This window comes from Kosakonia sp. R1.Fl (genome assembly GCF_023516815.1).
In the GTDB taxonomy this organism is placed as follows: Bacteria; Pseudomonadota; Gammaproteobacteria; order Enterobacterales; family Enterobacteriaceae; genus Kosakonia.
In genome coordinates this window covers 1,550,509-1,575,000 of record NZ_JAMGSQ010000001.1, presented here as the reverse complement: position 1 = coordinate 1,575,000, position 24,492 = coordinate 1,550,509, and the positions used below count along the sequence as shown (strand labels likewise).

Below are 24,492 nucleotides of genomic sequence, written 5' to 3'. Positions count from 1 at the left end.
CGGGGATAAGGCGAATTGGACATGTTGTATACGCGGCATCCTTCACGCGCATCATGGCGGCAACGTTGAGTATCCCGGCGCGCTTACAAATGTAAGCTACCAGCGTGCGCAACCGCAGCCAACAACGCGGCAGCGTGAAGGGTGTTGAGTAGAGAGGAAATCCCCATGGATGTAAGAAGAAAACGCCACTGGTGGCAAAGCCCGCAACTCGCATGGGCGGCCATCACCGTTGTTGGCCTGTTGGTGGCTTACCTTGTCGTTATGATGTATGCCCAGGGGGAATACCTTTTCGCCATTACCACGCTCGTCCTCAGCTCGGCGGGCCTCTATATTTTCGCCAACCGTAAAGCCTATGCCTGGCGCTATGTTTACCCCGGCGTGGCAGGTATGGGGCTGTTTGTCCTGTTCCCGCTGGTTTGTACCATCGCCATTGCGTTTACCAACTACAGCAGCACTAACCAGCTCACTCAGGAGCGCGCGCAGCAGGTGCTGCTCGATCGTTCCTACCAGGCAGGCAAAGCGTATAACTTTGGGCTTTACCCGGCGGGAGATGCGTGGCAACTGGCGCTGACCGACGGCGACAGCGGTAAAAACTACGTTTCCGATGCGTTCAAACCCGGCGGCGAGCAGCAACTGACATTAAAAGAGGCTGACGCCCTGCCCGCTGGCGAGCGCGCCAATCTGCGCATCATCACGCAAAACCGCCAGGCGCTGAACCAACTGACCGCCCTCCTGCCGGATGGCAGCAAAGTGGCGATGAGTTCGCTGCGCCAGTTCTCCGGTACGCGCCCGCTGTATCAGCTTGAACAGGATGGCACGCTGCTCAACAACCAGAGCGGCGCGAAATACCGCCCGAACAACGATATCGGCTACTTCCAGGCGATTAACGCCGACGGCAGTTGGGGCAGCGAAAAGCTCAGCCCCGGCTATACCGTGACCATCGGCTGGGATAACTTCACGCGCGTCTTTACCGATGAAGGTATTCAAAAACCGTTCATTGAGATCTTTATCTGGACGGTGGTGTTCTCGGTGCTGACCGTGGTTCTGACCGTTGCCGTGGGCATGGTGCTGGCCTGCGTCGTGCAGTGGGAATCCCTGAAAGGCAAAGCGATTTATCGCGTGTTGTTAATTCTGCCGTATGCCGTACCGTCGTTTATCTCCATTTTGATCTTCAAAGGGCTGTTTAACCAGAGTTTTGGCGAGATCAACATGATGCTGAGTGCGCTGTTTGGCATTAAACCGGCCTGGTTTAGCGATCCCACCACCGCACGTTCAATGATCGTGATCGTCAACACCTGGCTCGGTTATCCGTACATGATGATCCTGTGCATGGGGCTGTTGAAAGCGATCCCCGACGATCTGTATGAAGCCTCAGCCATGGACGGTGCCGGACCGCTGCAAAACTTTTTCCGCATCACCTTCCCGCTGCTGATCAAGCCGCTGACGCCGCTGATGATCGCCAGCTTCGCGTTTAACTTTAACAACTTCGTGCTGATCCAACTGCTGACCAACGGCGGGCCGGATCGCATCGGCACCACCACGCCGGCTGGTTATACCGACTTGCTGGTGAGCTACACCTATCGCATCGCCTTTGAAGGCGGCGGTGGTCAGGACTTTGGGCTCGCTGCCGCTATTGCCACGCTGATTTTCCTGCTGGTAGGTGCGTTGGCTATCGTCAACCTGAAAGCTACGCGCATGAAATTCGATTAAGGAGGACGAAAATTATGGCTATGGTGCAGGCGAAATCGCAAAAGCTGCGGCTGTTTATCACCCATTTGTTACTGCTGGTGTTTATTGCCGCGATTATGTTTCCGCTGCTGATGGTGGTTGCCATTTCGCTGCGTGAAGGTAACTTCGCCACCGGCAGTTTAATTCCGGAAAATATTTCGTGGGAGCACTGGTGCCTCGCGCTGGGCTTTAGCGTCGAACATGCCGATGGCCGCGTCACGCCGCCGCCGTTCCCGGTGCTGCTGTGGCTGTGGAACTCGGTGAAAATCGCCGTGATCACCGCGGTCGGCATTGTGGCGCTCTCCACCACTTCTGCGTACGCCTTTGCCCGCATGCGCTTTCGCGGCAAAGCGACATTGCTGAAAGGGATGCTGATTTTCCAGATGTTCCCGGCGGTGCTGTCGCTGGTGGCGCTGTACGCGTTGTTTGACCGGCTCGGTCAGTACGTGCCGTTTATCGGCCTGAATACCCATGGCGGGGTGATCTTCGCTTATATGGGCGGGATCGCGCTGCATGTGTGGACGATCAAAGGTTATTTCGAAACGATCGACGGTTCGCTGGAAGAAGCCGCCTCGCTGGATGGCGCAACACCGTGGCAGGCGTTCCGCCTGGTGCTGCTGCCGCTGTCGGTACCGATCCTGGCGGTGGTGTTTATTCTGTCATTCATCGCCGCCATTACCGAAGTACCGGTTGCCTCGCTGCTGCTGCGCGATGTTAACAGCTACACGCTGGCGGTCGGGATGCAGCAATATCTCAACCCGCAAAACTATCTGTGGGGCGATTTTGCCGCGGCGGCGGTGCTGTCCGCGATCCCCATTACGGTTGTCTTCCTGCTTGCGCAGCGCTGGCTGGTTAACGGCCTGACCGCAGGCGGTGTGAAAGGTTAATTTTCATTGTTGTTATTACGCCCTAAATATTTCGGATGAGAGCACGGCGGCGACTGCATGAATCCCCGGCAGCTGACTGAAGTCAGTGACCGGGGTGAGTAAAGGAAGCCAACGCAGCTATCACCCGAAAGATGACCGGCGTTGCCACTGCACCCTCAACTTGTATCACCCGAAACTCTAAATAATTCAGGTTGCAGGAAGGCGGCAAGTGAGCGAATCCCCAGGAGCTTACATCAGTAAGTAACTGGGGTGAACGAACGCAGCCAACGCCCCTGCAGACTGAAGAATGACGAGTAACTTGTGAAGTCATTGGCGATCCCCGGATCGCCCTTTTTTTATTCACGCCTCAGCCGCTTCGAGTTACACAACCACAGCGTGATCACCAGCAACAGGATCGCCGCCGAGTAGATCAACACATCCATTGGCGACTGGTGATCGACGATGATCAACCGCACAATCGCGGTAATGCCGATGTAGATAAAATAGCGCAGCGGGAAGTGAAACCCGGACTGAAAGTACTTCACAATCAGGGCGATAAATTCGAAATAGAGAAAATAAACCACCAGCCCTTCCACCAGCTCATATTTGCTGGTTTGCACCGGCGCGAACAGCACATCCGCTAGATGCAGTGTCTCTTTGCCCAAAAAGACAATCAAAATCAGACCGAGGCTCAGCAGACCAAGGTTCAGCACGGTCTGCAATATGGTCGAAATAAATTCAACGCGTGGACGAGTTAGCGATGTCATAGCGGCACCTCATTACTGGTGAACAACGCTTTGTATATCGCAAAAATGTGATCTGGATCTACATTATTTGCTTATATTTTGTGACACCACGTGATGACATGTTGCCCAGACATGTCCACGCAGGAGACGAAAAAGATCATGCTTACAATACGTAAGGCAGAAATTACGGACGCCGCGTTATTGAGTGAAATGGGCTGCGCCAGTTATCGCCATCATTTTGCCCCTCTGTGGCGCGAACCGGCCGAGCTGGAGGCATTTCTCCGCCAGGAGTATTCCCCGGCAGTCATCGAGCAGAGCCTGCAAAGCGAAGCGGGCAGCTGGTTTATCGCGCAGAATGCGGCACCTGTCGGTTTCGCTAAAGTCTCCTGGCATCGCGCGGTCGACGAGCACGGCCCGGCGGGTACGCTGCTGCATAAACTCTATCTGCTACCGGGCGAAACGGGGAAAGGCTACGGCGAGCGATTGCTGGCAGAAATAGAGCGCCTGGCACAACAACGTGGTGAGAGTTTTATCTGGCTGGAAGTGCTGGACGCCAACCCGAACGCGCGGCGCTTTTACCACCGGCTGGGATTCACGCATCTCAAAGACACCACGTTTAGTACCGCGTCGCAGCAAAGTACGCTGCATATTCTGGGCAAACCGCTTTAAGGAGGGACGATGACAAGCGCTTCTTTGCGCCAAACCGCCGTACGCAATGTGACCTGCGGCGACAACGTGGTGATTTATGAACCCGCCAATTTATACGACTGCACGCTGGCGGACGATGTGTTTGTCGGCCCGTTTGTCGAAATCCAGGGACATACCCAGATCGGTAAAGGTTCGAAGATCCAGTCGCACAGCTTTATTTGCGAATATGTCACCATTGGTGAGCGCTGCTTTATCGGCCACGGCGTGATGTTTGCCAATGATATGTTTCGCGACGGCAAACCGGATCCCGACAGCAACAACTGGGGGCGCATCATGATTGGTAATGACGTGTCGATTGGCAGCGGCGCGACGATTCTGGCAGTGACTATTGCCGATGGCTGTGTGATAGGCGCGGGCAGCGTGGTGACCAAATCGATCACCGAGAAAGGGGTGTATGCGGGAAATCCGGCGCGGCTGTTGCGCCGGTTGTGAATGCTACTTTCTCTCCCGCAAACGGGGAGAGAAATATGGCTGATGGTGAAAACAGGCAGACCTTGCAGCACTTCTCTCTCCAAACGGGGAGAGAGAAGGTTTACTGGAAGTTGACCGTCTTATCGTTGGTCATGTTGTAAAGCTCAAACTTACGGCCCAGCATCTGACCACCGTCACGCGTCAGCGGCGTCCAGCCAATGCCAGCGCGGCTGCGGGTCGGACCGGTGCTGAACAGATCCAGCGGAACCGAAATGTAGACCCCTTTGGTGAAGTCCCCTTCCCCGTACTGCGCGGCTGAAACGTTGGTTTTGGTGGCATACGCGCCCACCACAATCCCACTGTCAAAGTGCTTCGACACATCCAGCGTGACGCCTTTATCGCCCGCCAGATATTGACCGACGCTGGCTTTCACCAGCACATTTTCGGCGAACCACGGCGTCCAGTAAGCGGTAAAGTGGCCGGTTTTCACGCTGTAATCGGTGAATTTCATCATGTCCTGCGCACTGCGCCAGTCACGCTGTTTCACATAGTTGCCATCAATGCCAAACGCCCAGTGGCTATCAACCGGACGCCACAACAGCTCGGCACCGGCACCGCCGTACATGGTTTCCAGATACCCGGCATACACCTGGCCATAGAAATTATTGCCCAGGTACTGGAAGTAGTTCGCCTGCATGTTGTTGATGTAAATATCGTTCTGCACATATTCACGCACGCGGGTACGTACACGCGGCAGGGCGGTGTCTCTCGGCGGGTTGGTGTAGTTAAACTTGTCATAGTTGTTGGTCAGGTTGCCAAACAGGCTACCAGTGGTCAGCAGGTGATCCGTGAGCCACCAGTCGGCAGTCGCCATCACGCCAAGCTGGTACATGTAGAAAGCTTCCGGCCCGCCGAATGACTGGTTAAGCACCGGATCGATATGGAAATCGAACGAGGATTTATCGATATACCAGCCCTGCTCCGGTTTGTCCGGCACGATAGGCGTTTCGCGTTTTTGCACCAGTTCCGTATCCTGCCCCAGCGGTTCGCCTTCAAGGTGGAGCTTCAGGCTGGCAACATCCGTTTCGGTGGTGACAACCGGCATATTGAGGCGGTTTTCCGTCACGCGAATAGTGCGAATGCCATCCGGCAAATCATTCATGATGATGCGATTCGCACGCTCAACCCCTTCCTGGGTATTGCGGTATTTCACCTGCTCACCGGTGACATACAGCGTGTCACCTTTCACCTGAATTTGCGGATCGGTAAGCCCGGCGTTGTATTTCAGTAAGGTCAGCTGATTCGCCACCACCGAATGCTGGAGGATCGCATCTTGCGGCTGTGGCTGATATTTTGGCCGCGCGTTGTCGATATACGATGGGCGCAGATCGCTGAAATTGTTACGCAGGGTAAAGCCGAACATCCAGGTATTCCCGCGCTCATAGCTCAGGTTGATGTCCGCCCAGTCGGTGACGCGGTAAATCGCGCCGACGTTGACCTTGCTGCGCTGCGGCAGTTTACCGGCGAAGTCCTGCTGGTAGTTGTTCCCTTCATACTCCAGTTTCAGGCGCAGCGGGTTCCACGGCGTCTGGTACTCCACCCCGCCAAACAGCGCGGTCGGGCCACGGAACATCTGGCTGGTATCCGTGGAGCCAGCGGCTTTATAACGGGTGTCGCGCGTACAATATTTCTCGTCGTAGGAGCAGAGCGGGTTTTTGATATTACCGCTGGTGCCAAGGTAGCCCCAACCGATACCCAGCGAGAAATCGAACGGCCCCCAGGCTTTGTTCGCCACCAGATATTCGCCGTCAAACAGCCCGGTACCGCCAATATCGCGCGCACCCACGGAAACTTCCGGCAGCCAGTAGCCTTCTTGCCACAGGCGCAGTTTTAAATCGAAGGCTTTATCTTTGTAGGACTGATTGCCCGAGAAGGCTTCTACCGAACTGTATTTCCGCGTCCGCACATCGGTGTAGCGCAGCGTTGTTTCCAGCCACGGGAAGAGCTGCACCGAACCGGAGTAGTAGCGGTACTGATTGTTATCGCGGTAGTTAAAGCTCAGTTCACCCTCGCGCGACATCCGCGCGGTGGGCGTTTGCAGCAGGCCGACGCCGCCGAAGTCCGACTGCGATGGGCCAATCGGTTCCGGGTACGATTCTGCGTGACAGGCGGCGCTAATCCCCAGCGCCAACAGGCTAATGACAAACGATTTTTTCATTATTATTCCGGTATCCGATGCGTCAGGGTCTGAAGAATGTCGGCATTCAGCTCGTCATACTCGTTGCTCCACAAACCCGGTGCGAAACCGACAAAAATCACGCTGCCGGGCATCGGCTCCACGTGGCGTCGGTTCCAGTAGCCAACCGGTACCTTTTGCGTTTTGCCGTTGGGGTAAATCACCCAGGCATAGCTGCGTTCCGCGCCGCTCAGCAGGCTCATCTCATCCAGGTAGCTCACCACATCGCGTCCCGGCGTGAACACTTTTTTGCCCGGGCTGCTGATAAGCCCAACCATGGTGATGGTGGTCGGCTGCGAACCAACCCATAAGGTGTATTGCCCTTCTAATGGCCGGTTGGCGAGGCGGTGGGTACGCAGGTAATCCGGATCCAGCTCAACGATTTGTCGACCGGTGACCTTCATCGCCTGCAACTGCTTGCGCAGCGCGTTGATCGCCGCGGCGCTGTTGCCGCTCTCATCGGCGGCAAGTGCGCTAAGCCGCGCAAGAAGTGCCTGATGGCGAGCCTGTTCGGCAACCGTCGCCTGACGTTCGCTGACCACAGCACCAGGCCACCAGCTATTCGCCAGACGGGGCTGCCCGACCAAATCGACCAGGTGTTCGGCGTTGGTTAAGGTTTTCGGCTTGCTATCGCCCTCGGTATAGACATCAACAGTGCCGACAGCGAACGCCAGCGGGGAAGCGAGGCTGGCTAACAGCGGAAGAAGAGCGCGTTTTTTCATTATTTCGCCGCCTTAATCAGGGTGGTTTTCACCGGGAACCAGTCCGCGCCAAGGTACTGCTCGGATTGCCGGATAACCCCTTGTTCATCCACCCAATAGCGGTTGCGCCAGCGTTTCTGGTCGGTCGTCACCTCTTCATCGAGGATGCGTACTGCGGTGACGTCGCTCGCCAGTTTCACCGTGTCGGTGCCATTCCAGCGGAAGACAGAACGGGCGGTGGCGTAGCGCACCTGCTTGTGTTCCGTCCAGCCCATTAAGCGTGTCCAGCTCGCGCCATCGACAATCTGGTTCGGTTTAGCCAGCGGATCTGCCGCCAGGTTATTAACATCCAGCAGGTTGTCGCCAGGCAGATGCGTTTTCACGATGCGATAGTTTTGCGTGACGATGGTGGACTGATCCTGCGTTACCCATTTCTGCTGCCCGTTTTCGGCGAAAGCGAGCACCACAAAAAGTTGTGGGCCGTTGTTGAGCTGCATGTACTGGCTGGCGTACGGCATATTGAGGATTTCTTCATCCGTGAGCTGCACGCCCGGCGTGCCAAATACGCTGTTCCAGAGTGAATTCCCGAGGCCTTTGATGGGGCCTGAACATGCCTGAAGGAGCAGGCAAATCAAGATGATACCAGGTCGCTTCACGACTCTTCTCCGAAAGGGGCGGAATAACCACACCGAAGTGTGGTTATAGTTAATGTACCCGCTATTACTGGGTACTTGTGGTCGTGGTGGTCGTGGTTCCCGTGTTGGAGCCATCACCGCCACCGGTTGCCGCCAGCGCGACACCCACCGCAGACCCTACGGTGCTAACGCTCGTTGCTGCGGAGCTACCCGCAGAAACAGAGGTCGCTGCCGACCCTGCCGCTTCACCGATTTGCACCGGTGCAGCAAAAGCAGAAGTCGCCGCAAGCGCGGATATGGCAAAAATGCCATACAGGACTTTTTTCATATCAATTTCCCTTCATTGAATGAATGGAGATTTACCTGAAAGAATTCAGGCGATATCGAGTATACACAACTACAGCAGAGGGTTTACGCATCGGGAAATAGCGGGGAACGTTTTCGGAAAATTGGTATCAGGCATTTAGAAAGAGAAGGCAAAAATCAAAAATAGCATATCTTTCAAACGATTAAATAATGACAAAATATTGACACAATAAGGCTAGTCCTAAAATTTATAGTCGCCGCTTATCCGCCTGTCGCGTTTTTCAGATAAACCTGATGATAGATATAGAAACAGCGAACCAGGAATAATCCCCGTAATTTAGCTTTAAAATATCGATATCGGAATTGCTTATATATATCGGGCGAAATCCTCGCGCAATATAACCTTGCAGGAATAAATATAATCGGTAAAAAAAGCGCCGCCGAAGCGACGCTTATGTGGCTTAACCGCGCCAGGATTTGTAGCGGTTAATCAGACCATTGGTTGAGCTGTCGTGGCTGGTAATGGATTTGTCATCGCCCAGTTCCGGCAGAATGCGGTTCGCCAGCTGTTTACCCAGCTCCACGCCCCACTGATCGAAAGTGAAGATATTCAGGATTGCGCCCTGGGTGAAGATTTTGTGCTCGTACAGCGCAATCAGCGCGCCCAGGCTAAACGGGGTGATTTCGCGCAGCAGAATAGAGTTAGTCGGGCGGTTGCCTTCAAACACTTTGAACGGCACAACGTGGTTAAGCGTTGCCGGATCTTTACCCTGATCGCGATATTCCTGCTCGACCACCTCGCGGGATTTACCGAACGCCAGCGCTTCGGTCTGCGCAAAGAAGTTCGACAGCAGTTTCTGGTGGTGATCGGAAAGCGCGTTATGGGTGATAGCCGGCGCGATGAAATCACACGGAACCATTTTGGTGCCCTGGTGAATCAGCTGATAGAACGCGTGCTGACCGTTGGTGCCCGGCTCACCCCAGATGATCGGGCCAGTCTGGTAATCCACCGCGTTGCCGTTACGGTCAACGTATTTACCATTGGACTCCATATTGCCCTGCTGGAAGTAAGCGGCAAAACGGTGCATGTACTGGTCGTACGGCAGAATCGCTTCGGTTTCAGCGCCGAAGAAGTTGTTGTACCAGATACCAATCAGCGCCAGCAGCACCGGCAGGTTTTTATCAAGCTCAGTGGTGGAGAAGTGCTTGTCCATCGCGTGCGCGCCGGAGAGCAGCTCAACAAAGTTGTCGTAACCGACGGAGAGGATGATAGACAGGCCAATCGCCGACCACAGAGAGTAGCGGCCACCAACCCAGTCCCAGAATTCAAACATGTTCGCGGTGTCGATGCCGAACTCACCCACCGCTTTCGCGTTGGTGGAGAGCGCCGCGAAGTGTTTCGCCACATGTTTGTTGTCACCGGCGGTTTTCAGGAACCAGTCGCGCGCGCTGTGGGCGTTGGTCATGGTTTCCTGGGTGGTAAAGGTTTTAGAGGCTACCAGGAACAGCGTGGTTTCCGGGTTCACTTTTTTCAGCACTTCGGCGATGTGTGTACCATCGACGTTGGAGACGAAATGCATGTTCAGGTGGTTTTTGTACGGACGCAGCGCTTCGGTCACCATGAACGGGCCGAGGTCGGAACCGCCGATACCGATGTTCACCACGTCGGTGATCGGTTTACCGGTGTAACCTTTCCAGCTACCTGAAATGATCGCTTCAGAGAAGGCTTTCATCTTCTCCAGCACCGCGTTGACTTCCGGCATTACATCTTTGCCATCCACCACAATCGGCGTATTGCTACGGTTACGCAGCGCGACATGCAGCACGGCGCGATCTTCGGTACGGTTGATTTTTTCGCCAGAAAACATGGATTTGATCGCACCCGCCAGATCGGTCTCTTTGGCCAGTGCCAGCAGTTTGTCCAGCGTCTCTTGCGTGATGCGGTTTTTGGAGAAATCCACCAGCATCAGGTCGCCGAAGGTTGCGGAGAATTTGCTAAAGCGGTCGCCCTCTTTCGCGAACAGATCCGCGATAGTGACGTCCTTCATGTCAGCGTAGTGTTTCTGTAATGCCTGCCAGGCAGATGTCTGCGTTGGATTGATGTTTTTCATAGCAATACTCTTCTGATTTGAGAATTGTGACTGCCGTCGATTGTAGCGCCTGCCGGGGAAAATTGTGATGGTTTTTGTGCCGGCTCGCCGTACACGCGGGCGAATAACGACCAAAAATCGCCGAATTTGAGCACAACATAAGTCATTTTACTGACGACCAATGCAGCATGAAAAATCCGCATAATCCCGGCGTTGACAGCATGCCCGCTAACCCTTTATTTATAAACGCACTACCCGCGCATGCGCGGGTTTGCATAACCAGAGCTTTTCGCGTTAGCGCATCCCCGGGAGCTTACACAAGTAAGTGACCGGGGTAAGTGAAGGCAGCCAACACCGCTGCGGCGTGAAAGGCGAAGGTAAACATTGCCAGAAGAGGCGCGTTACCCAGGCACACGGTGTTCGAAGCGCCAGGCTGATGAAAACACCTGAGGGGGAGTAACGCCGAGATAACAAAACGCCTGGCAGCGTGCGTTATCGGCTACAGGGGCTGAATCCCCTGGGTTGTCACCAGAAGCGTTCGCAGTCGAACGTTTCATGTCCGCAGACGTTAGGCAAAGCGGGCAGACAAGGTGGAGCACTTCTGGGGAAATCGTAGCTGTTTATCGCTCTGCGCCCACCCCGTTTTTCGCTCTTCCCTTGTGCCATGGCTGAATAGAGAATCCCCTGACACGAGGTTGTTATGACTAGTTTCGTTGTCGCCAAATTTGGCGGCACCAGCGTTGCCGATTTTGATGCCATGAACCGCAGTGCGGACGTGGTGCTTTCTGACACCAGCGTCCGTCTGGTAGTGCTTTCCGCTTCCGCAGGGGTAACCAATCTGCTGGTCGCGCTGGCCGAAGGGCTGGAAGCCAGCGAGCGTTTCGTCAAGCTCGACGCTATCCGCAAAATTCAGTTCGATATTCTGGAACGCCTGGCGAACCCGGCGGTGATCCGCGAAGAGATCGAGCGCCTGCTGGAAAATATCACCACGCTTGCCGAAGCCGCTTCGCTGGCGACATCCACCGCGCTGACCGACGAACTGGTCAGTCATGGCGAGCTGATGTCGACATTGCTGTTTGTGGAAGTGCTGCGCGAACGCAGCGTACAGGCACAGTGGTTTGATGTACGCAAAGTGATGCGCACCAGCGACCGTTTTGGCCGCGCTGAACCGGATGTTGCCGCACTGGCGGAACTTGCCGGGCAGCAACTCGCGCCGCGTCTGAATGAAGGATTAGTGATCACCCAGGGCTTTATCGGTAGCGAAGCCAAAGGCCGTACCACCACACTTGGCCGCGGCGGCAGCGATTATACCGCCGCACTGCTGGGCGAAGCGCTGCATGCCTCACGCGTGGATATCTGGACCGATGTCCCGGGCATTTACACCACCGACCCGCGCGTGGTGCCCGCCGCGAAACGCATTGATGAGATCGCCTTTGAAGAAGCGGCAGAAATGGCGACTTTCGGCGCGAAAGTGCTGCACCCCGCCACACTGTTGCCCGCAGTACGCAGCGACATTCCGGTTTTTGTCGGCTCCAGCAGAGATCCGAAAGCCGGTGGCACGCTGGTGTGCAACAACACCAGCAACCCGCCGCTGTTCCGCGCACTGGCGCTGCGCCGCAAGCAGACCCTGCTCACGCTGCACAGCCTGAATATGCTGCACTCACGCGGTTTTCTTGCCGAAGTGTTTGGCATCCTGGCGCGTCACAATATCTCGGTTGATCTGATAACCACCTCAGAAGTGAGCGTGGCGCTGACGCTGGACACCACCGGTTCAACGTCGACCGGCGACACATTATTAACCCAGGCGCTGCTGACCGAGCTTTCTTCTCTGTGTCGGGTGGAAGTGGAAGAAGATTTAGCGCTGGTGGCGATTATCGGCAACGATTTGTCGAAAGCCTGCGGCGTGGGTAAAGAGGTGTTTGGCGTGCTGGATCCATTTAACATCCGCATGATTTGCTATGGCGCATCCAGCCATAACCTCTGCTTCCTTGTACCCGGAAAAGAGGCCGAGCAAGTGGTGCAAAAACTGCATCATAACTTGTTTGAGTAATTCCTCCCCGTTTGCGGATGAGAGCAAAAAGCCCGGCGAATCACCGGGCTTTTTTCTTATGCCATCACCGTCTGGTACAGCAACGCGTCGAGATCGCTGACTTTGCCGCTGCGGCTTTCCGGCAGCGCATCTGCGATTTCGCCGCGCGCCAGCTCATCGCCGATAAACGCATGCAGCAGCGGACGTTGCGCACCGTATTGCGCTTCGCCGGCCCGCTGTTTTAACGCCAGCAGCTCATCAATTTCCGCCCGTAATGGCGCGTCAAGATCGCTGCCTGCCAGCAACGAAGCGAAACGCATTGGCGGCATGCCTTTACCCGCTTCTATCCAGCGCACCGCCAGCAGCGGACGCAGCACGTAAAAGTACTTTTTCAGCCGTACCTGTTCACCCTGCAAATAGCCGCGAAAGTTCTTTTTCGCCATCGAATAGTAGTGCCAGCGCGCTCTGACTGGCGAAAACCAGTGCGGCACCTGCACGCGCAACGCGGCGAGCGTGGCGTCATCCTGCTGGTAAACGATCGGGGAATCTAGCCATTCGATTAAGGCCGGGTTAGCGCTTTTCAGCAACCCCAGCGCTTTGCGCCACTCCCACCCGCAAACGTCCAGCTCATCGTCTATCGGCAGTTCTATCACATCACGCTGCGGCTCGACGCGCAGATACCAGTCCGGTTGATGCACATACAGAAAGCGCACATCGTAATCGCTGTCCGTCGAAGCGAAACCCCAGCCGCGGCTACCGGATTCGCAGGCGTAGAGCACTTTCACGCCGTAGGTGTGTTCTACATCGTGTAACACCTGCCGCACGCGCCCACGCATGGCGACATCAACGCCTAAAGATTCCATGATTACTCTCCTTCTTATCCTTTCACACACACCACCTGCCGCAGGGTATGCACCACTTCCACCAGCGAGTCCTGCGCGGCCATCACCGCGTCGATATCTTTGTAAGCCATCGGGATCTCATCGATCACCTCGCTGTCTTTACGGCACTCTACATGCGCAGTGGCGCGAATTTGATCTTCCACGGTGAAGCGTTTTTTGGCCGCTGTACGGCTCATGGTGCGTCCTGCTCCGTGGCTGCATGAGCAGAAGCTCTCTTCATTTCCCAGCCCACGCACGATAAAACTTTTCGCGCCCATCGAGCCGGGAATAATCCCCATCTGCCCTTTTTGCGCAGAAACCGCGCCTTTACGCGTCACCAGCACCTCTTCACCAAAGTGCGTCTCTTTTTGCACATAGTTATGGTGGCAATTCACCGCTTCCTGCCGGGTGATAAACGGTTTGGTCACAATGCGCGACAGCGCCGCCAGTACGCGCAACATCATCACTTCACGGTTATGGCGTGCGAAATCCTGCGCCCACTCGACCGCTTCCAGATAGTCGTCGTAGTGCTTGCTGCCTTCCCGGAAGTAGGCCAGGTTTCGGTCCGGCAAATTGGCGATATGCTGCTGCATATCCTGCTGCGCGAGCGTGATAAACACGTTACCGATGGCGTTACCCACGCCGCGCGAGCCGCTGTGCAACATCACCCACACGCGCTGCTGCTCATCCAGACACACTTCGATAAAGTGGTTACCGGTTCCCAACGTTCCCAAATGTTGATGGTTGTTGGTTTGCAACAAGCGCGGGTATTTATCTGTCAGGCGCTTAAAACGCGGCGCAAGCAACGCCCAGTGGCTATCCACCTCTTGCGGCGGGTTTTCCCACGCGCCTTTATCACGTTTCGATCGGTTCACCGAACGTCCGTGCGGTACTGCCTGCTCAATGGCGCTGCGCAATCCGCCGAGGTTATCCGGCAGATCCGCCGCCAGCAGCGAGGTGCGCACGGCAATCATGCCGCAGCCGATATCCACGCCAACCGCCGCCGGGATAACCGCCCCTTTGGTTGGGATCACGCTGCCGATGGTTGAACCTTTCCCCAGATGGACATCCGGCATCACGGCCAGGTGTTTGAAGATAAACGGCATTTTTGCTGTGTTCAGCAACTGCTCACGCGCTTCGGGTTCGACCGGCACGCCGTGGGTCCACATTTTCACCGGCGCGCTGTTCTCCTGCGCCAGCAGTTGATAGTCGTTATGCTGCATCATGGCTTCCTTTGATGTTAACAAGGCCGTGTAATACCTGGTCTAAGCCACCGAAGACCGAGATCTTATCGATGCGCTCCGCCACACGCTCCAGCGTTTCTAACTCTTTAAGCCGCAACGCCACCGGGTTGCTCTCCATCACTTTTGCCGTGTTCAGCAACGAACGGGTCGCTGCGGTCTCTTCACGACGGCGGATAACATTGGCCTGTGCCGATTTCTCCGCTTCCACTAAGCGCGACAGGATCGTTTTCATCTCACCGGGCAGGATGATGTCTTTCACCCCGAGCGACGCCACTTCAATACCAAATGCCGCCATGCGATTTGCCACCTGCACGCTCACTAACTCATCGATTACCTGCTTATCTTCCAGCAGCTCATCCAGCGTGCGCGTGCCCACAGCTTCACGCAGGGCAAACTGCAATTCGCGGTAGAGGTGATCCAGCGGTTTGCTCAGTTGGGCAAAGGCGCTTAACACATCGGTGTAACGCCAGTTCGCCGCCAGATTCAGCCGCAAGGTGACTTTATCTTTGGTCAGGATCTCCTGGCCGCTCACTTCCAGCACTTGCAAGCGTAAGTCCACCACTTCGGCTTCCACCAGATGATTTACTTTCCAGTAGCCGCTTAATCCCGCCGGTAACAGCGCCTGCGTCACGCCATCGACTTTTAAAACGCCCGCGTGCCAGGCCGGAACCTGCACCGCCAGGATCGCGTCGCGACCTTTTACCGCCACGCTGCGTTTGGGTTGCGCCACGGCGTTAAGGATATCCGTGGGGACCTGTACATCGCGGGTATCGATGCGTACCAGTTTCAGCGCGTCATCCGCTTGCCAGTAAAGACGGCGCGTTGAAGGCGGCAGGATCTCCAGCAGCATGCCGTTGAGATAAAGCGCACCGGCCTCGTTATCTGCCATATCGGCCACCAGGCAGTAACGCTCCACCCACTGCGGCTGGAAGCGGCGCAAATACTCCGCCAAACCGGCAGCCACTTCGCTGCCATCAGTATTCACCACCAGCACGTCGGGTTTGTTGAACCACGGCAGGCGGTGCTCACCGGTTTCCAGAACCTGAAAGTAGTCACCCTCTTTTGCCAGTAAACCTAATTGACCTTTACGTATTGTGATTTTATTGGTCATGACTTTCTCCTTAAATTGTTAGCCTTAACGACCGCGAATGCAGGGGCGAAACCGCAGGGGAAACACCGTTTTGCCTGCCGCCCGGCACCGTTACCGGCGGTCGTTGGGGGTAATCGTCAATAGCCCGACTACCGGGGTACTGCCTGTTTATCTCCATAGATAAGGTGGCGAATCCGGGATTCGAACCCGAAAAAGAACCGACTTTTCGCAAATGTCTTTCCACTGACGGAACGCCCCCGGAAAACGTCTTGTGCCGTTCCTGGTGCGCCGGCGGGGTGCATAACCCCTGCTACCTCAGCGTGCTGACGTAATAGTTATTGCCAGAAGCGTGCCAGAATCAGAAATAAGCAAATAAATTTTTTATCCATTTGAAAAATAATGTTTTTATTTTTCAAATGGTTTAATGGCATTGCGGCAGCGATGATTATTTTTTATCTTTAAATATCTTTTTTTATCTTTTGGGATAAGCATGAAGCGTCGGGTGGTAATTGGTGTACTGGGAACGGTGCTGGATAAACGTGGCAAACGGCAAAACCGCTTTCGCAAATGGCGACCCACCGTGGGCTTATGCCAGCAGCCGGATTTCGCTGTCGACAGGCTTGAACTGCTGCACCAGCCACGCGATGAATGGCTGGCGCAACAGACGGCGGAGGACATTGCCCTCGTCTCGCCACATACCGAGGTACGCAAACATGCGGTGATGATTAAAGATCCGTGGGATTTTGAAGAGGTGTATGCCGCGTTTCTCGATTTCGCTACCCGTTACCCGTTCGATACGGAAAATGAAGAGTACCTGGTGCATATCACCACCGGGACGCACGTCGCGCAGATCTGCTGGTTCCTGCTGACCGAAGCCCGTTATCTGCCCGCCAGCCTGTTGCAGACCGGCCCGGCGCCGAAAGGCGCTGCTGACGAAGCAATAGCTGCCGGCGTCTGTTCGGTTATCGATCTGGATTTAAGCCGTTACGCCACGCTGACCAGCCGTTTTCAGCGCGAACAGCAGCAGTCAGTGTCGTTTCTGAAATCCGGCATTGATACGCGTAATGCCACCTTTAACCGCTTTATCGAGCAAATCGAACGCGTATCGCTGCGCTCGACTGCGCCCATTCTGCTGACCGGGCCAACCGGTGCGGGAAAATCGTTTCTGGCAAAACGCATCTTTCAGTTACGCCAGTCCCGACATCTGGTGCAGGGGCGTCTGGTGGCGGTGAACTGCGCCACGCTGCGCGGTGATAATGCCATGTCGACGCTATTCGGCCATGTGAAAGGCGCATTTACCGGCGCACAACAGGCGCGCACCGGACTGCTGCGCGAAGCCGATGGCGGCGTGCTGTTCCTCGATGAGATTGCCGAGCTGGGGCTGGATGAGCAGGCGATGCTGCTGAAAGCGATTGAAGAGAAGACTTTTTTCCCCTTTGGATCCGATAAAGAAGTGCACAGTGATTTTCAACTGATTGCGGGCACGCACCGGAATATGCAGCAGTGGGTGGCGGAAGGACGTTTCAGGGAAGATCTCTTTGCACGTATCAATATGTGGACGTTCGCGCTGCCGGGTCTGGCGGAGCGGCGGGAAGATATCGCCCCGAACATTGAGTATGAACTCCAGCGTTTTTCACAGCAGCAGCAGACGCAAATCCGCTTTGATAAGGGCGCACGCGAGCGCTATCTGGCCTTCGCCTGTTCTCCCCACGCGGCGTGGCGCGGCAACTTTCGCGAACTGAGCACGTCAATCGCGCGAATGGCAACGCTGGCGGAACAGGGGCGGATTAACGACGCGTTAGTCGAAGAGGAGGTGCAGCGTTTAGCGCATCATTGGCGTGGGGAAGCAGCATTGCCTGACCTGCCGGTGGATATCAGCAAGCTGGATCTGTTCGATCAACGCCAGTTAGAAACGGTGATTGCCGTCTGTCGGCGCAGCCAGACGCTTTCAGAAGCAGGGCGTGAATTGTTCGCCATTTCCCGGCAGAAAAAGGCCAACCCGAATGATGCGGATCGCCTGCGCAAATACCTGGCCCGCTTCGGGCTGAGCTGGGAAAGCGTACGCGGCGCAACATAAAAGATCTTCATCATAATTTGTTTGAATAATATTCCTTAGCGCGATAAACAATACCAATGGTCGGGCTCGATCCCCTCCTTAAATACCCTCAATCATTCGGGTTGCAGGCCCAATTGCGAACAGCGCTCATCCGGTGAGGCTGCCGGGTTACCGGCGCAAAAATCACTGACGCTACTAGCTTCGCCAGCGCACCTGTAGCCTGAAGAGTGAAGGGTAATAAAAACACAACACAACAATCGCAAGGAATCCCCACATGCTCGCAACTTTCACGCGGCTGTTCCCGTTATGGGCGCTGCTGCTCTCGGTATTCGCCTATTATTTCCCGCCAACGTTTATCGCCATTGGTCCGTGGGTCACCACGCTGCTGATGCTGATTATGTTTGGCATGGGCGTGCACTTAAAAATTGATGACTTCAAACGCGTCCTGTCGCGCCCGGCTCCGGTTGCCGCCGGTATTTTCCTGCACTACCTGGTGATGCCGCTGGCGGCATGGCTACTGGCGCTGATTTTTAAGATGCCGCCGGCTCTCTCCGCCGGGATGGTACTGGTCGGTAGCGTCGCCAGCGGAACGGCATCAAACGTGATGATTTATCTGGCAAAAGGTGATGTCGCGCTGTCGGTCACCATCTCTTCGGTTTCTACGCTGGTGGGCGTTATCGCCACGCCGCTGCTGACGCGTCTGTATGTCGACGCGCATATTCAGGTCGATGTGATGGGCATGCTGTTAAGCATCCTGCAAATTGTGGTGATCCCGATTGCGTTGGGGCTGGTTGTGCACCACCTGTTCCCGCGCGTGGTTAACGCGCTGGAACTATATCTGCCCGCGTTTTCCATGGTCTGCATTCTGGCAATCATTAGCGCCGTGGTCGCCGGTTCCGCGAACTATATCGCCTCTGTTGGCCTGGTGGTGATTGTCGCGGTGATCCTGCATAACAGCATTGGCCTGCTCGGCGGTTACTGGGGTGGTAGACTGTTCGGCTTTGATGAATCCACTTGCCGCACGCTGGCGATTGAAGTGGGTATGCAGAACTCCGGCCTTGCTGCGGCGTTGGGTAAAATCTACTTCTCGCCGCTCGCCGCGCTGCCTGGCGCACTGTTCTCCGTGTGGCACAACCTTTCCGGTTCGCTGCTGGCGGGCTACTGGTCGGGCAAACCGGTCGACGGGCGTAAAACGCAAGCGGTGAAAGAGGGTTAACTTTACAAGAAATGGCTGCCGCCACAGCCATTTCACTCACCCCGCGATGTGATGGGCTGGCTCAATAAACACGTCGGTCGACACATTAAAGCGTTTCGCCAGCGCTCGGATATGGTCAACGGTCAGATTGCGCTCGCCATTAAGAATGCGGCTTACCAGGGAGCGCTGGCCGATTTCATCCCGAAACGAAGACTGATTTAATCCGTGCTGATCCATCAAAACCCGTAAAGCGGCAACGCCGCGTGGCAATGCCGCAATACGCGCGTTAAACGCCGCCAGCTCCGGGTCGTTATTTTCATAGTGCTCTATTTTTGCGGTAAGCAGCGCAGCCAGTGAGCTATCCGGTGCATGCATGAGCAACCGTTCAACCATCTCCAGCGCGTGCTCATACTCCTCTTTGCCGGGGTTATTTCCCAAAAAAGGTACCAGTTTCACCAGCTCGTCAGCAGCCTTGATCGCATCCTCAATCATTCTTTGGTCTCCCGATAATGTCTTATCAATTTGTCATATTCGGCATGGGTCACGATATGTTTGACAAATATTTTTGCTGATTCAAAGTCTGCGAAAAACAGCACCCTCAAATGGTTGCCACCGACATTGATAACCCACCATTTATCCCTGTATTTCATCTTGTCCAGGCTTGGGAACTCTTCTCGCAACGCGTCTGGATTCTGGTAAACGGTGCTTTTCAGGATTTTGTAAACCGCGTCCAGCGCAAGCGTGTGGTTTGGAAAATCTTTAGCCGCGTTATCGAACGGCCTCCTTGATATAACATGCATCGCTCCCTCACACGTTCCATTATGGAAACATCATAACTGCTGTTGATGGCGTTGACAAGATGGAAACATTCGTCGTTTTTTACCGACTTAAACCTCTTATCGTAAGTGCGTCACCCTACAGGGCAGTACAGGAAAGTCATCCGCTCAAAAACAAATCTGCGAAGCGCCTTCCGGGGTTTATGCATCACCACGCAGACATGCCCCTTTACATCGCGTAGACTCGATGCACTTCCCAAGGAGAACGCTTTATGGCCCTGACCAGACTGACGCAAAAAGAGATGACGGAGAGTGAACAGCGAGAGCTGAAAACGCTGCTGGATCGCGCCCGTATCGCGCACGGACGCCCGCTCAGCAACGCTGAAGCTAATCATGTGAAGAAGGAGTACATCGATAAACTGATGGCGCAGCGCGAAGCGGCAGCGAAAAAAGCCCGCCAGATGAAGAAACAGCAGGCTTATAAACCGGATGAGAACGCCACGTTTTCCTGGTCGGCAAACACCTCAACGCGTGGCAAGCGCTAACTAGCGTCCTTTCTTTTTCCTGCCCGGCTGGGTAAAGCGTTTTCCCGCCGGTTTCGCCCGGCTTTTCTCTTCGGGCTTCGCCACTTTTACTGCGGGCTTTTTCGCCGCTTGCGGTTTCGCTTTTGCTTTCGGCTTCGCTTCTGACGATGAGTTCTCAATCAGCTTAAACAGCCCAATCAGCTCGTCGTCGGTCAGGTCACGCCACTCCCCTGGCGGCAAGCCAGTGAGACTGACGTTCATAATACGCGTGCGTTCAAGTTTGGTGACTTCATAACCAAAGTATTCGCACATGCGGCGGATTTGGCGGTTCAGCCCCTGAACCAGCGTAATGCGGAAGGTAAATGGCGCTTCCCTTTTTACTTTGCACTTCTTGGTTTTGGTGCCGAGGATCGGCACGCCCGCGCTCATCCCCTGCACGAATTCGTCAGTGACGGGCTTATTGACGGTCACCAGATACTCTTTCTCATGATCGTTGCCGGCTCGCAGGATTTTGTTCACTAAATCGCCATGATTAGTGAGAAAAATCAGCCCCTGCGAATCTTTGTCCAGACGGCCGATAGGAAAAATACGGCTGCTGTGATTAACAAAATCAACAATATTGTCTTTTTCACCATCTTCGGTGGTACTGACAATACCAACGGGTTTATTCAACGCGATAAACACCAGATCTTCGTCGTTTCTCGGCTCGATAAGTTGACCATTCACTTTCACAACGTCTCCGGCAACCACCTGATCGCCAATCCCGGCGCGCTTGCCGTTGATAAAGACGTTGCCTTGCTCAATGTAACGGTCAGCCTCGCGGCGTGAGCAAATCCCGCTTTCGCTGATGTATTTGTTTAAACGTGTTGATTGGGTTGGCAGCATAAATTCTCCTGTAAAAGCGGAATATAACTGGCTTCGCCGGGAGATAAAACCGGATTTTCACCACACCAAATCGAATTTGTGCAGTTACGCAGTAAAAGTGGGGGTTTAGTTACCGTGCCCGCAGGCACGGTACGGGTCAAGCATCATCGCGCTCGTCGTCTTCATCCGGCTGCTCCAGCACGCTGTAGGCTACCGAGCAGAACAGGGAGTTAAGACGTTTCATGTCGCCCAGCAAACCGAGGTGCAGCGAGCTGGTTTCGATACTTTGCACATTTTGTTGATGCAGGCGGTCAACGTGCGCATGCGAATAACGGCGGTTCATAATGCGAAAACGGTGCTTGCTGCGACGTAAACGCCGGGCGCTGGTCACGTCACTGGAGAAAAATACCGACATCGCCAGCTTCAGATTTCCCACCAGCCGTTCATGCAGCGCATCGAGTTCCTGCAAGCCTTCAACAGAGAAAGCGCGCCGCGCCGCCAGCGATTTGTCGGCGATTTCGCTGCCCATGCGCTCGACAATATCGGAGGCCTGCTCAAGGTTCAGCGACATCTCGATAATCTCCGCCCAGCGTTTCGACTCCTCTTCTGCCAGCTCCTCTTTCGGCATCCGCGCCAGATAGAGCTTAATAGCGGTGTACAGCACGTTGATGTCATCGGCTTGCTTGCGAAGCTCCTTCTCCTGACGAGGCTGACCGTGCATGATTTTATGCAACCCTTCGAGCATCAGCTCCATCGCATCGCCCATGCGCAAGGTTTCCCGCGCGGCATTGGCCAGCGCCAGCGTTGGCGTATCAAGTGCAGAACTGTCGAGGTGCTTTGGCTTCAGGCGCGTATCCAGTTCTGGCTCTTCACGAATGATCCGCTTACAAAACTGCGCCATTGGCCCGGCGAACGGCACCATCGCCAGGCAGCGGATCAGGTTGTAGAACACATGGAAATAGATAACCAGTTCCGCTTCCGGCAAGGGAAGTTTCTGCATTGACGTGGCAAGCACATGCACAAACGGCAGGATAATCAGGCTACCCACCAGCTTGAACAGCAAACTGCCAAGCGCCACGCGACGGGCGGCAGCGTTAGCGGCGCTGTTATTGAGCATCGCCAGCAGGCCGGAGCCGAGGTTGGCACCAATCACCAGACATAGCGCCACCGGGAAAGAGATAATCCCCGCTGTCACCAGCGTCGCCGTTAGCAGTACCGCCGCCAGGCTGGAGTAACTGATAATGGCGAACACCGCGCCAATCAGTGCATCGAGCATAATGTCGCCGGTCAGCGAGGCGAAAATCACCTGCACGCCATTGGCCTGGGTGATCGGCGTAACCGCCTGCACAATCAGCTCCAGCGCCAGAAGAATCAACCCAAGGCCGATGCTGACGCGCCCAAGCTGGCCTTCGCGCGTCTGTTTACGCCCGAGGAAGAAAATGACACCAAGAAAAATCAACAGCGGTGATAACCAGGAGAGATCGAACGTCAGAATGCGCGCCATCAGTGCTGTCCCTACATCTGCGCCCAGCACAATCACCAGCGCCGGGGTGAGCGCCACTAAATCCTGGGCGACAAACGAGGTCACCAGCATGGTGGTGGCGTTACTGCTCTGCACCAGCGCAGTAACGCCGATACCCGCGCAGAAGGCGAGCGGTTTCCTTTCGACGCTACGGCTAAGAACGGTACGCAAACGGGCGCCAAAAACGCGCATCACACCGGTACGTACAATATGTGTGCCCCACACCAGCAGAGCCACGGCAGAAAGCAGATGAAGCAAAGTCAGCACAGAATCAGGTTCTCCTTATCGTTATGCGTTGCTCGTTACCAGGAAGGTAACGTCAACATTATGAAGTAAGTATAAGGCGTCAATGCGAAGAAAAGCGCAGGGTGCCGGTTAAGCACCCCGAGAGTTGTAAACAAAAATGACGGTTTTGTGACAGAAGCGAGGGTTTATCGGTTAGCGGGAAACGGCAGGCGCCGTTTGCGGGTTGCCCTGGCGTTTAGCCCACACAACCGAAGCAATTTTGAGCACTTCCGAAAGGACAAACAGCAAAATCGCCCCCCACGCAGCGGTAAAATCAGCGAAATGCATAAACAGTGGAATCAACGCCACTGAGCATTTTAGCGACAGCACGCGGGCTATTTCCTGCACAATAAAGAAAATAGAATGGATGTCTTTTTTAATGAAAAAAGACCAGGCAGAAAAAACCAGCGAGATAATCAATGCGATATTAATAAAGAACATCGCCTGTATAATTACGCCCATCAATCCATTCACATCTAGCTGTGAATAATTGGTATAAAAGCCGCTAATGTCGGAATAAAAAGGAACGTTACCGCCTTGCAGCGAAAAAAATAAATAACTGGCCAGCGCCAGCACGTCCATAATACCCCAAAAAGCAAAAATCTTATTTCTTAAATTCATAATCCTCATCCCTTACGCCTGGAATCCATTGCCATGATTTCCCCGATTGCGTCCAGGCATCATCACCCTCAAGGTATTTCTGATAAACGGTACGCTTTTCACCATAACGCCGGATCACCGAGCGATTATAGAGGATTTCTCGGGTATCCGACGAGACGCTCTCCGGTATTGGTGTCCATAGCTGAATTTTGTCTCGCGAAGTGTTCATATAATCTTTACCGTCGGAGCCAAATACGCGCCCTTGATCACCCATACTGGTCGCCCGGTTGAGCATCATTACCGCGGCATTTTTGACGCCGTGGAAGTCTGTTTCGCTGGTTTTCCAGTAACCTGGGCCAAACTCAGGGGTCACCGGTACAAAGGTACTTCGGGTCGGGGCGGGTCGACCATGCATTGCCACACTGTCTTTAAACCCGTTCAAAATGGTTCTGATAAACACCGCGTTAAACGACAAGTCTTGTACGCAAAACAGTTCGGCGTTTTCCGCGATAAAGAACGGGTAATAGAAGCGGTTACGCGTGCTGACGTTCGGGCGCACGACCACCACCACGCCTTTATCCACCAGGCTATCAATATGTTTTTCTTTTTGATGACCAAGTGGATCGTGCGGTAAGCCATATTTAAAACCGTGATGCCGCTTAATCGTATAACCATCGATACTGCCCAGAATATTATTCGGGCTATTCTCGATGAAATATTCCTTTTTAATAATATTTTTCGCGATATCTGGCGCCAGGATATTCTCGTAATCCTTCGGCAAAAGATTTCTTTTTCTTATATCATAAATATCCATTTCATAATACCTAAGTTAAATTTATGACAATTAAATGAACCGCAAAAGAGGAAGCAATCTTGCCGTGTAGTCCGCCTCCATCATACGCATGAAGGGGAAGAAGGGTCTAAGAAAATATCCATTTTTAAGAATGTTCTTAGTTTCAATCTGTATTATGTTTGCTTCACGATAGTTTCGCGAAAATG

General features: G+C 54.5%; 23 protein-coding genes and 1 riboswitch. Of the genes, 8 read left to right on the top strand and 15 right to left on the bottom strand.

Features of this window, described 5'->3' with window-relative positions; genetic code table 11:
- Positions 1 to 165 precede the first annotated feature (165 nt).
- Both malF and malG read left to right on the top strand, forming a co-directional pair.
- Positions 166 to 1,710 carry a maltose ABC transporter permease MalF gene (malF, locus tag M8Q36_RS07445; RefSeq protein ID WP_249880470.1) on the top strand — a complete coding sequence of 515 codons (1,545 nt, stop codon included), beginning with the start codon at positions 166 to 168 and terminating at the stop codon, positions 1,708 to 1,710.
- Positions 1,711 to 1,724: 14 nt separating this feature from the next.
- On the top strand, positions 1,725 to 2,615 hold the full coding sequence (malG, locus tag M8Q36_RS07440) for a maltose ABC transporter permease MalG (protein ID WP_249880469.1): 891 nt from the start codon (positions 1,725 to 1,727) through the stop codon (positions 2,613 to 2,615).
- Between the two features lie 335 nt (positions 2,616 to 2,950).
- Here malG and psiE read toward each other — a convergent pair whose 3' ends face one another.
- Positions 2,951 to 3,361, bottom strand: a complete 411-nt coding sequence (psiE, locus tag M8Q36_RS07435) for a phosphate-starvation-inducible protein PsiE (RefSeq protein WP_020456105.1) — start codon at positions 3,359 to 3,361, stop codon at positions 2,951 to 2,953.
- A 138-nt stretch (positions 3,362 to 3,499) separates the two neighbouring features.
- On the opposite strand from psiE, the gene M8Q36_RS07430 reads away from it, so the two are divergent.
- Both M8Q36_RS07430 and M8Q36_RS07425 read left to right on the top strand, forming a co-directional pair.
- The gene (locus M8Q36_RS07430) at positions 3,500 to 4,009 is read left to right on the top strand and encodes a GNAT family N-acetyltransferase (protein ID WP_249880468.1); all 510 of its coding nucleotides are present in this window, start codon (positions 3,500 to 3,502) and stop codon (positions 4,007 to 4,009) included.
- A 9-nt stretch (positions 4,010 to 4,018) separates the two neighbouring features.
- Entirely contained in the window at positions 4,019 to 4,480 is a 462-nt protein-coding gene (locus M8Q36_RS07425; protein WP_249880467.1) for an acyltransferase, read from the top strand.
- 100 nt (positions 4,481 to 4,580) lie between these two features.
- Here M8Q36_RS07425 and M8Q36_RS07420 read toward each other — a convergent pair whose 3' ends face one another.
- The 5 genes from M8Q36_RS07420 to pgi form a co-directional block, all read right to left on the bottom strand.
- Complete coding sequence (locus M8Q36_RS07420) at positions 4,581 to 6,677, bottom strand: YjbH domain-containing protein (protein ID WP_249880466.1); 2,097 nt, start codon at positions 6,675 to 6,677, stop codon at positions 4,581 to 4,583.
- 2 nt (positions 6,678 to 6,679) lie between these two features.
- On the bottom strand, positions 6,680 to 7,417 hold the full coding sequence (locus tag M8Q36_RS07415; RefSeq protein WP_249880465.1) for a capsule biosynthesis GfcC family protein: 738 nt from the start codon (positions 7,415 to 7,417) through the stop codon (positions 6,680 to 6,682).
- Positions 7,417 to 8,052 carry a YjbF family lipoprotein gene (locus M8Q36_RS07410; RefSeq protein WP_249880464.1) on the bottom strand — a complete coding sequence of 212 codons (636 nt, stop codon included), beginning with the start codon at positions 8,050 to 8,052 and terminating at the stop codon, positions 7,417 to 7,419. The genes M8Q36_RS07415 and M8Q36_RS07410 overlap by 1 nt, the downstream gene beginning before the upstream one ends.
- 64 nt (positions 8,053 to 8,116) lie before the next feature.
- Positions 8,117 to 8,359: an exopolysaccharide production protein YjbE gene (gene yjbE / locus M8Q36_RS07405; RefSeq protein WP_007372406.1), complete on the bottom strand. Its 243-nt coding sequence runs from the start codon at positions 8,357 to 8,359 to the stop codon at positions 8,117 to 8,119.
- Between the two features lie 439 nt (positions 8,360 to 8,798).
- Positions 8,799 to 10,448, bottom strand: a complete 1,650-nt coding sequence (gene pgi, locus M8Q36_RS07400; RefSeq protein ID WP_249880463.1) for a glucose-6-phosphate isomerase — start codon at positions 10,446 to 10,448, stop codon at positions 8,799 to 8,801.
- A 362-nt stretch (positions 10,449 to 10,810) separates the two neighbouring features.
- A riboswitch (Lysine riboswitch) is annotated at positions 10,811 to 11,036 on the top strand.
- Between the two features lie 91 nt (positions 11,037 to 11,127).
- On the opposite strand from pgi, the gene lysC reads away from it, so the two are divergent.
- Positions 11,128 to 12,477 carry a lysine-sensitive aspartokinase 3 gene (gene lysC / locus M8Q36_RS07395; RefSeq protein ID WP_017459419.1) on the top strand — a complete coding sequence of 450 codons (1,350 nt, stop codon included), beginning with the start codon at positions 11,128 to 11,130 and terminating at the stop codon, positions 12,475 to 12,477.
- 56 nt (positions 12,478 to 12,533) lie between these two features.
- On the opposite strand, the gene M8Q36_RS07390 is transcribed toward lysC, so the two are convergent.
- From M8Q36_RS07390 to M8Q36_RS07380, 3 genes are read right to left on the bottom strand one after another with little or no spacing between them, the layout of a single operon-like run.
- A complete protein-coding gene (locus M8Q36_RS07390) occupies positions 12,534 to 13,319 on the bottom strand; it encodes a nucleotidyltransferase domain-containing protein (RefSeq protein WP_249880462.1) in 786 nt (261 codons plus the stop codon).
- 14 nt (positions 13,320 to 13,333) lie between these two features.
- Complete coding sequence (locus tag M8Q36_RS07385) at positions 13,334 to 14,560, bottom strand: RtcB family protein (protein WP_249882730.1); 1,227 nt, start codon at positions 14,558 to 14,560, stop codon at positions 13,334 to 13,336.
- Positions 14,550 to 15,692, bottom strand: coding sequence for a slipin family protein (locus M8Q36_RS07380; protein ID WP_249880461.1), 1,143 nt, complete (start codon positions 15,690 to 15,692; stop codon positions 14,550 to 14,552). The genes M8Q36_RS07385 and M8Q36_RS07380 overlap by 11 nt, the downstream gene beginning before the upstream one ends.
- A 469-nt stretch (positions 15,693 to 16,161) precedes the next feature.
- Between M8Q36_RS07380 and rtcR the strand changes: the two genes are divergently transcribed.
- Both rtcR and panS read left to right on the top strand, forming a co-directional pair.
- Positions 16,162 to 17,748 carry an RNA repair transcriptional activator RtcR gene (gene rtcR, locus M8Q36_RS07375; RefSeq protein WP_249880460.1) on the top strand — a complete coding sequence of 529 codons (1,587 nt, stop codon included), beginning with the start codon at positions 16,162 to 16,164 and terminating at the stop codon, positions 17,746 to 17,748.
- 253 nt (positions 17,749 to 18,001) lie between these two features.
- On the top strand, positions 18,002 to 18,943 hold the full coding sequence (panS, locus tag M8Q36_RS07370; protein ID WP_249880459.1) for a ketopantoate/pantoate/pantothenate transporter PanS: 942 nt from the start codon (positions 18,002 to 18,004) through the stop codon (positions 18,941 to 18,943).
- 36 nt (positions 18,944 to 18,979) lie between these two features.
- Here panS and M8Q36_RS07365 read toward each other — a convergent pair whose 3' ends face one another.
- Together M8Q36_RS07365 and M8Q36_RS07360 are read right to left on the bottom strand one after the other, a co-directional pair.
- Positions 18,980 to 19,414 (bottom strand): helix-turn-helix domain-containing protein, encoded by a 435-nt coding sequence (locus M8Q36_RS07365; protein ID WP_249880458.1) that lies wholly within the window; start codon positions 19,412 to 19,414, stop codon positions 18,980 to 18,982.
- Entirely contained in the window at positions 19,411 to 19,722 is a 312-nt protein-coding gene (locus tag M8Q36_RS07360; RefSeq protein ID WP_249880457.1) for a type II toxin-antitoxin system HigB family toxin, read from the bottom strand. The genes M8Q36_RS07365 and M8Q36_RS07360 overlap by 4 nt, the downstream gene beginning before the upstream one ends.
- A gap of 248 nt (positions 19,723 to 19,970) precedes the next feature.
- Between M8Q36_RS07360 and M8Q36_RS07355 the strand changes: the two genes are divergently transcribed.
- A complete protein-coding gene (locus tag M8Q36_RS07355; protein WP_017459411.1) occupies positions 19,971 to 20,243 on the top strand; it encodes a YjbD family protein in 273 nt (90 codons plus the stop codon).
- On the opposite strand, the gene rluF is transcribed toward M8Q36_RS07355, so the two are convergent.
- The 4 genes from rluF to M8Q36_RS07335 form a co-directional block, all read right to left on the bottom strand.
- Complete coding sequence (rluF, locus tag M8Q36_RS07350) at positions 20,244 to 21,107, bottom strand: 23S rRNA pseudouridine(2604) synthase RluF (protein ID WP_249880456.1); 864 nt, start codon at positions 21,105 to 21,107, stop codon at positions 20,244 to 20,246.
- Positions 21,108 to 21,243: 136 nt separating this feature from the next.
- Entirely contained in the window at positions 21,244 to 22,875 is a 1,632-nt protein-coding gene (locus M8Q36_RS07345) for a Na/Pi cotransporter family protein (RefSeq protein ID WP_020456088.1), read from the bottom strand.
- A 171-nt stretch (positions 22,876 to 23,046) separates the two neighbouring features.
- A complete protein-coding gene (locus M8Q36_RS07340; protein ID WP_249880455.1) occupies positions 23,047 to 23,514 on the bottom strand; it encodes a hypothetical protein in 468 nt (155 codons plus the stop codon).
- Entirely contained in the window at positions 23,498 to 24,307 is an 810-nt protein-coding gene (locus M8Q36_RS07335; RefSeq protein ID WP_240528424.1) for a DUF8093 domain-containing protein, read from the bottom strand. The genes M8Q36_RS07340 and M8Q36_RS07335 overlap by 17 nt, the downstream gene beginning before the upstream one ends.
- Positions 24,308 to 24,492 lie beyond the last annotated feature (185 nt).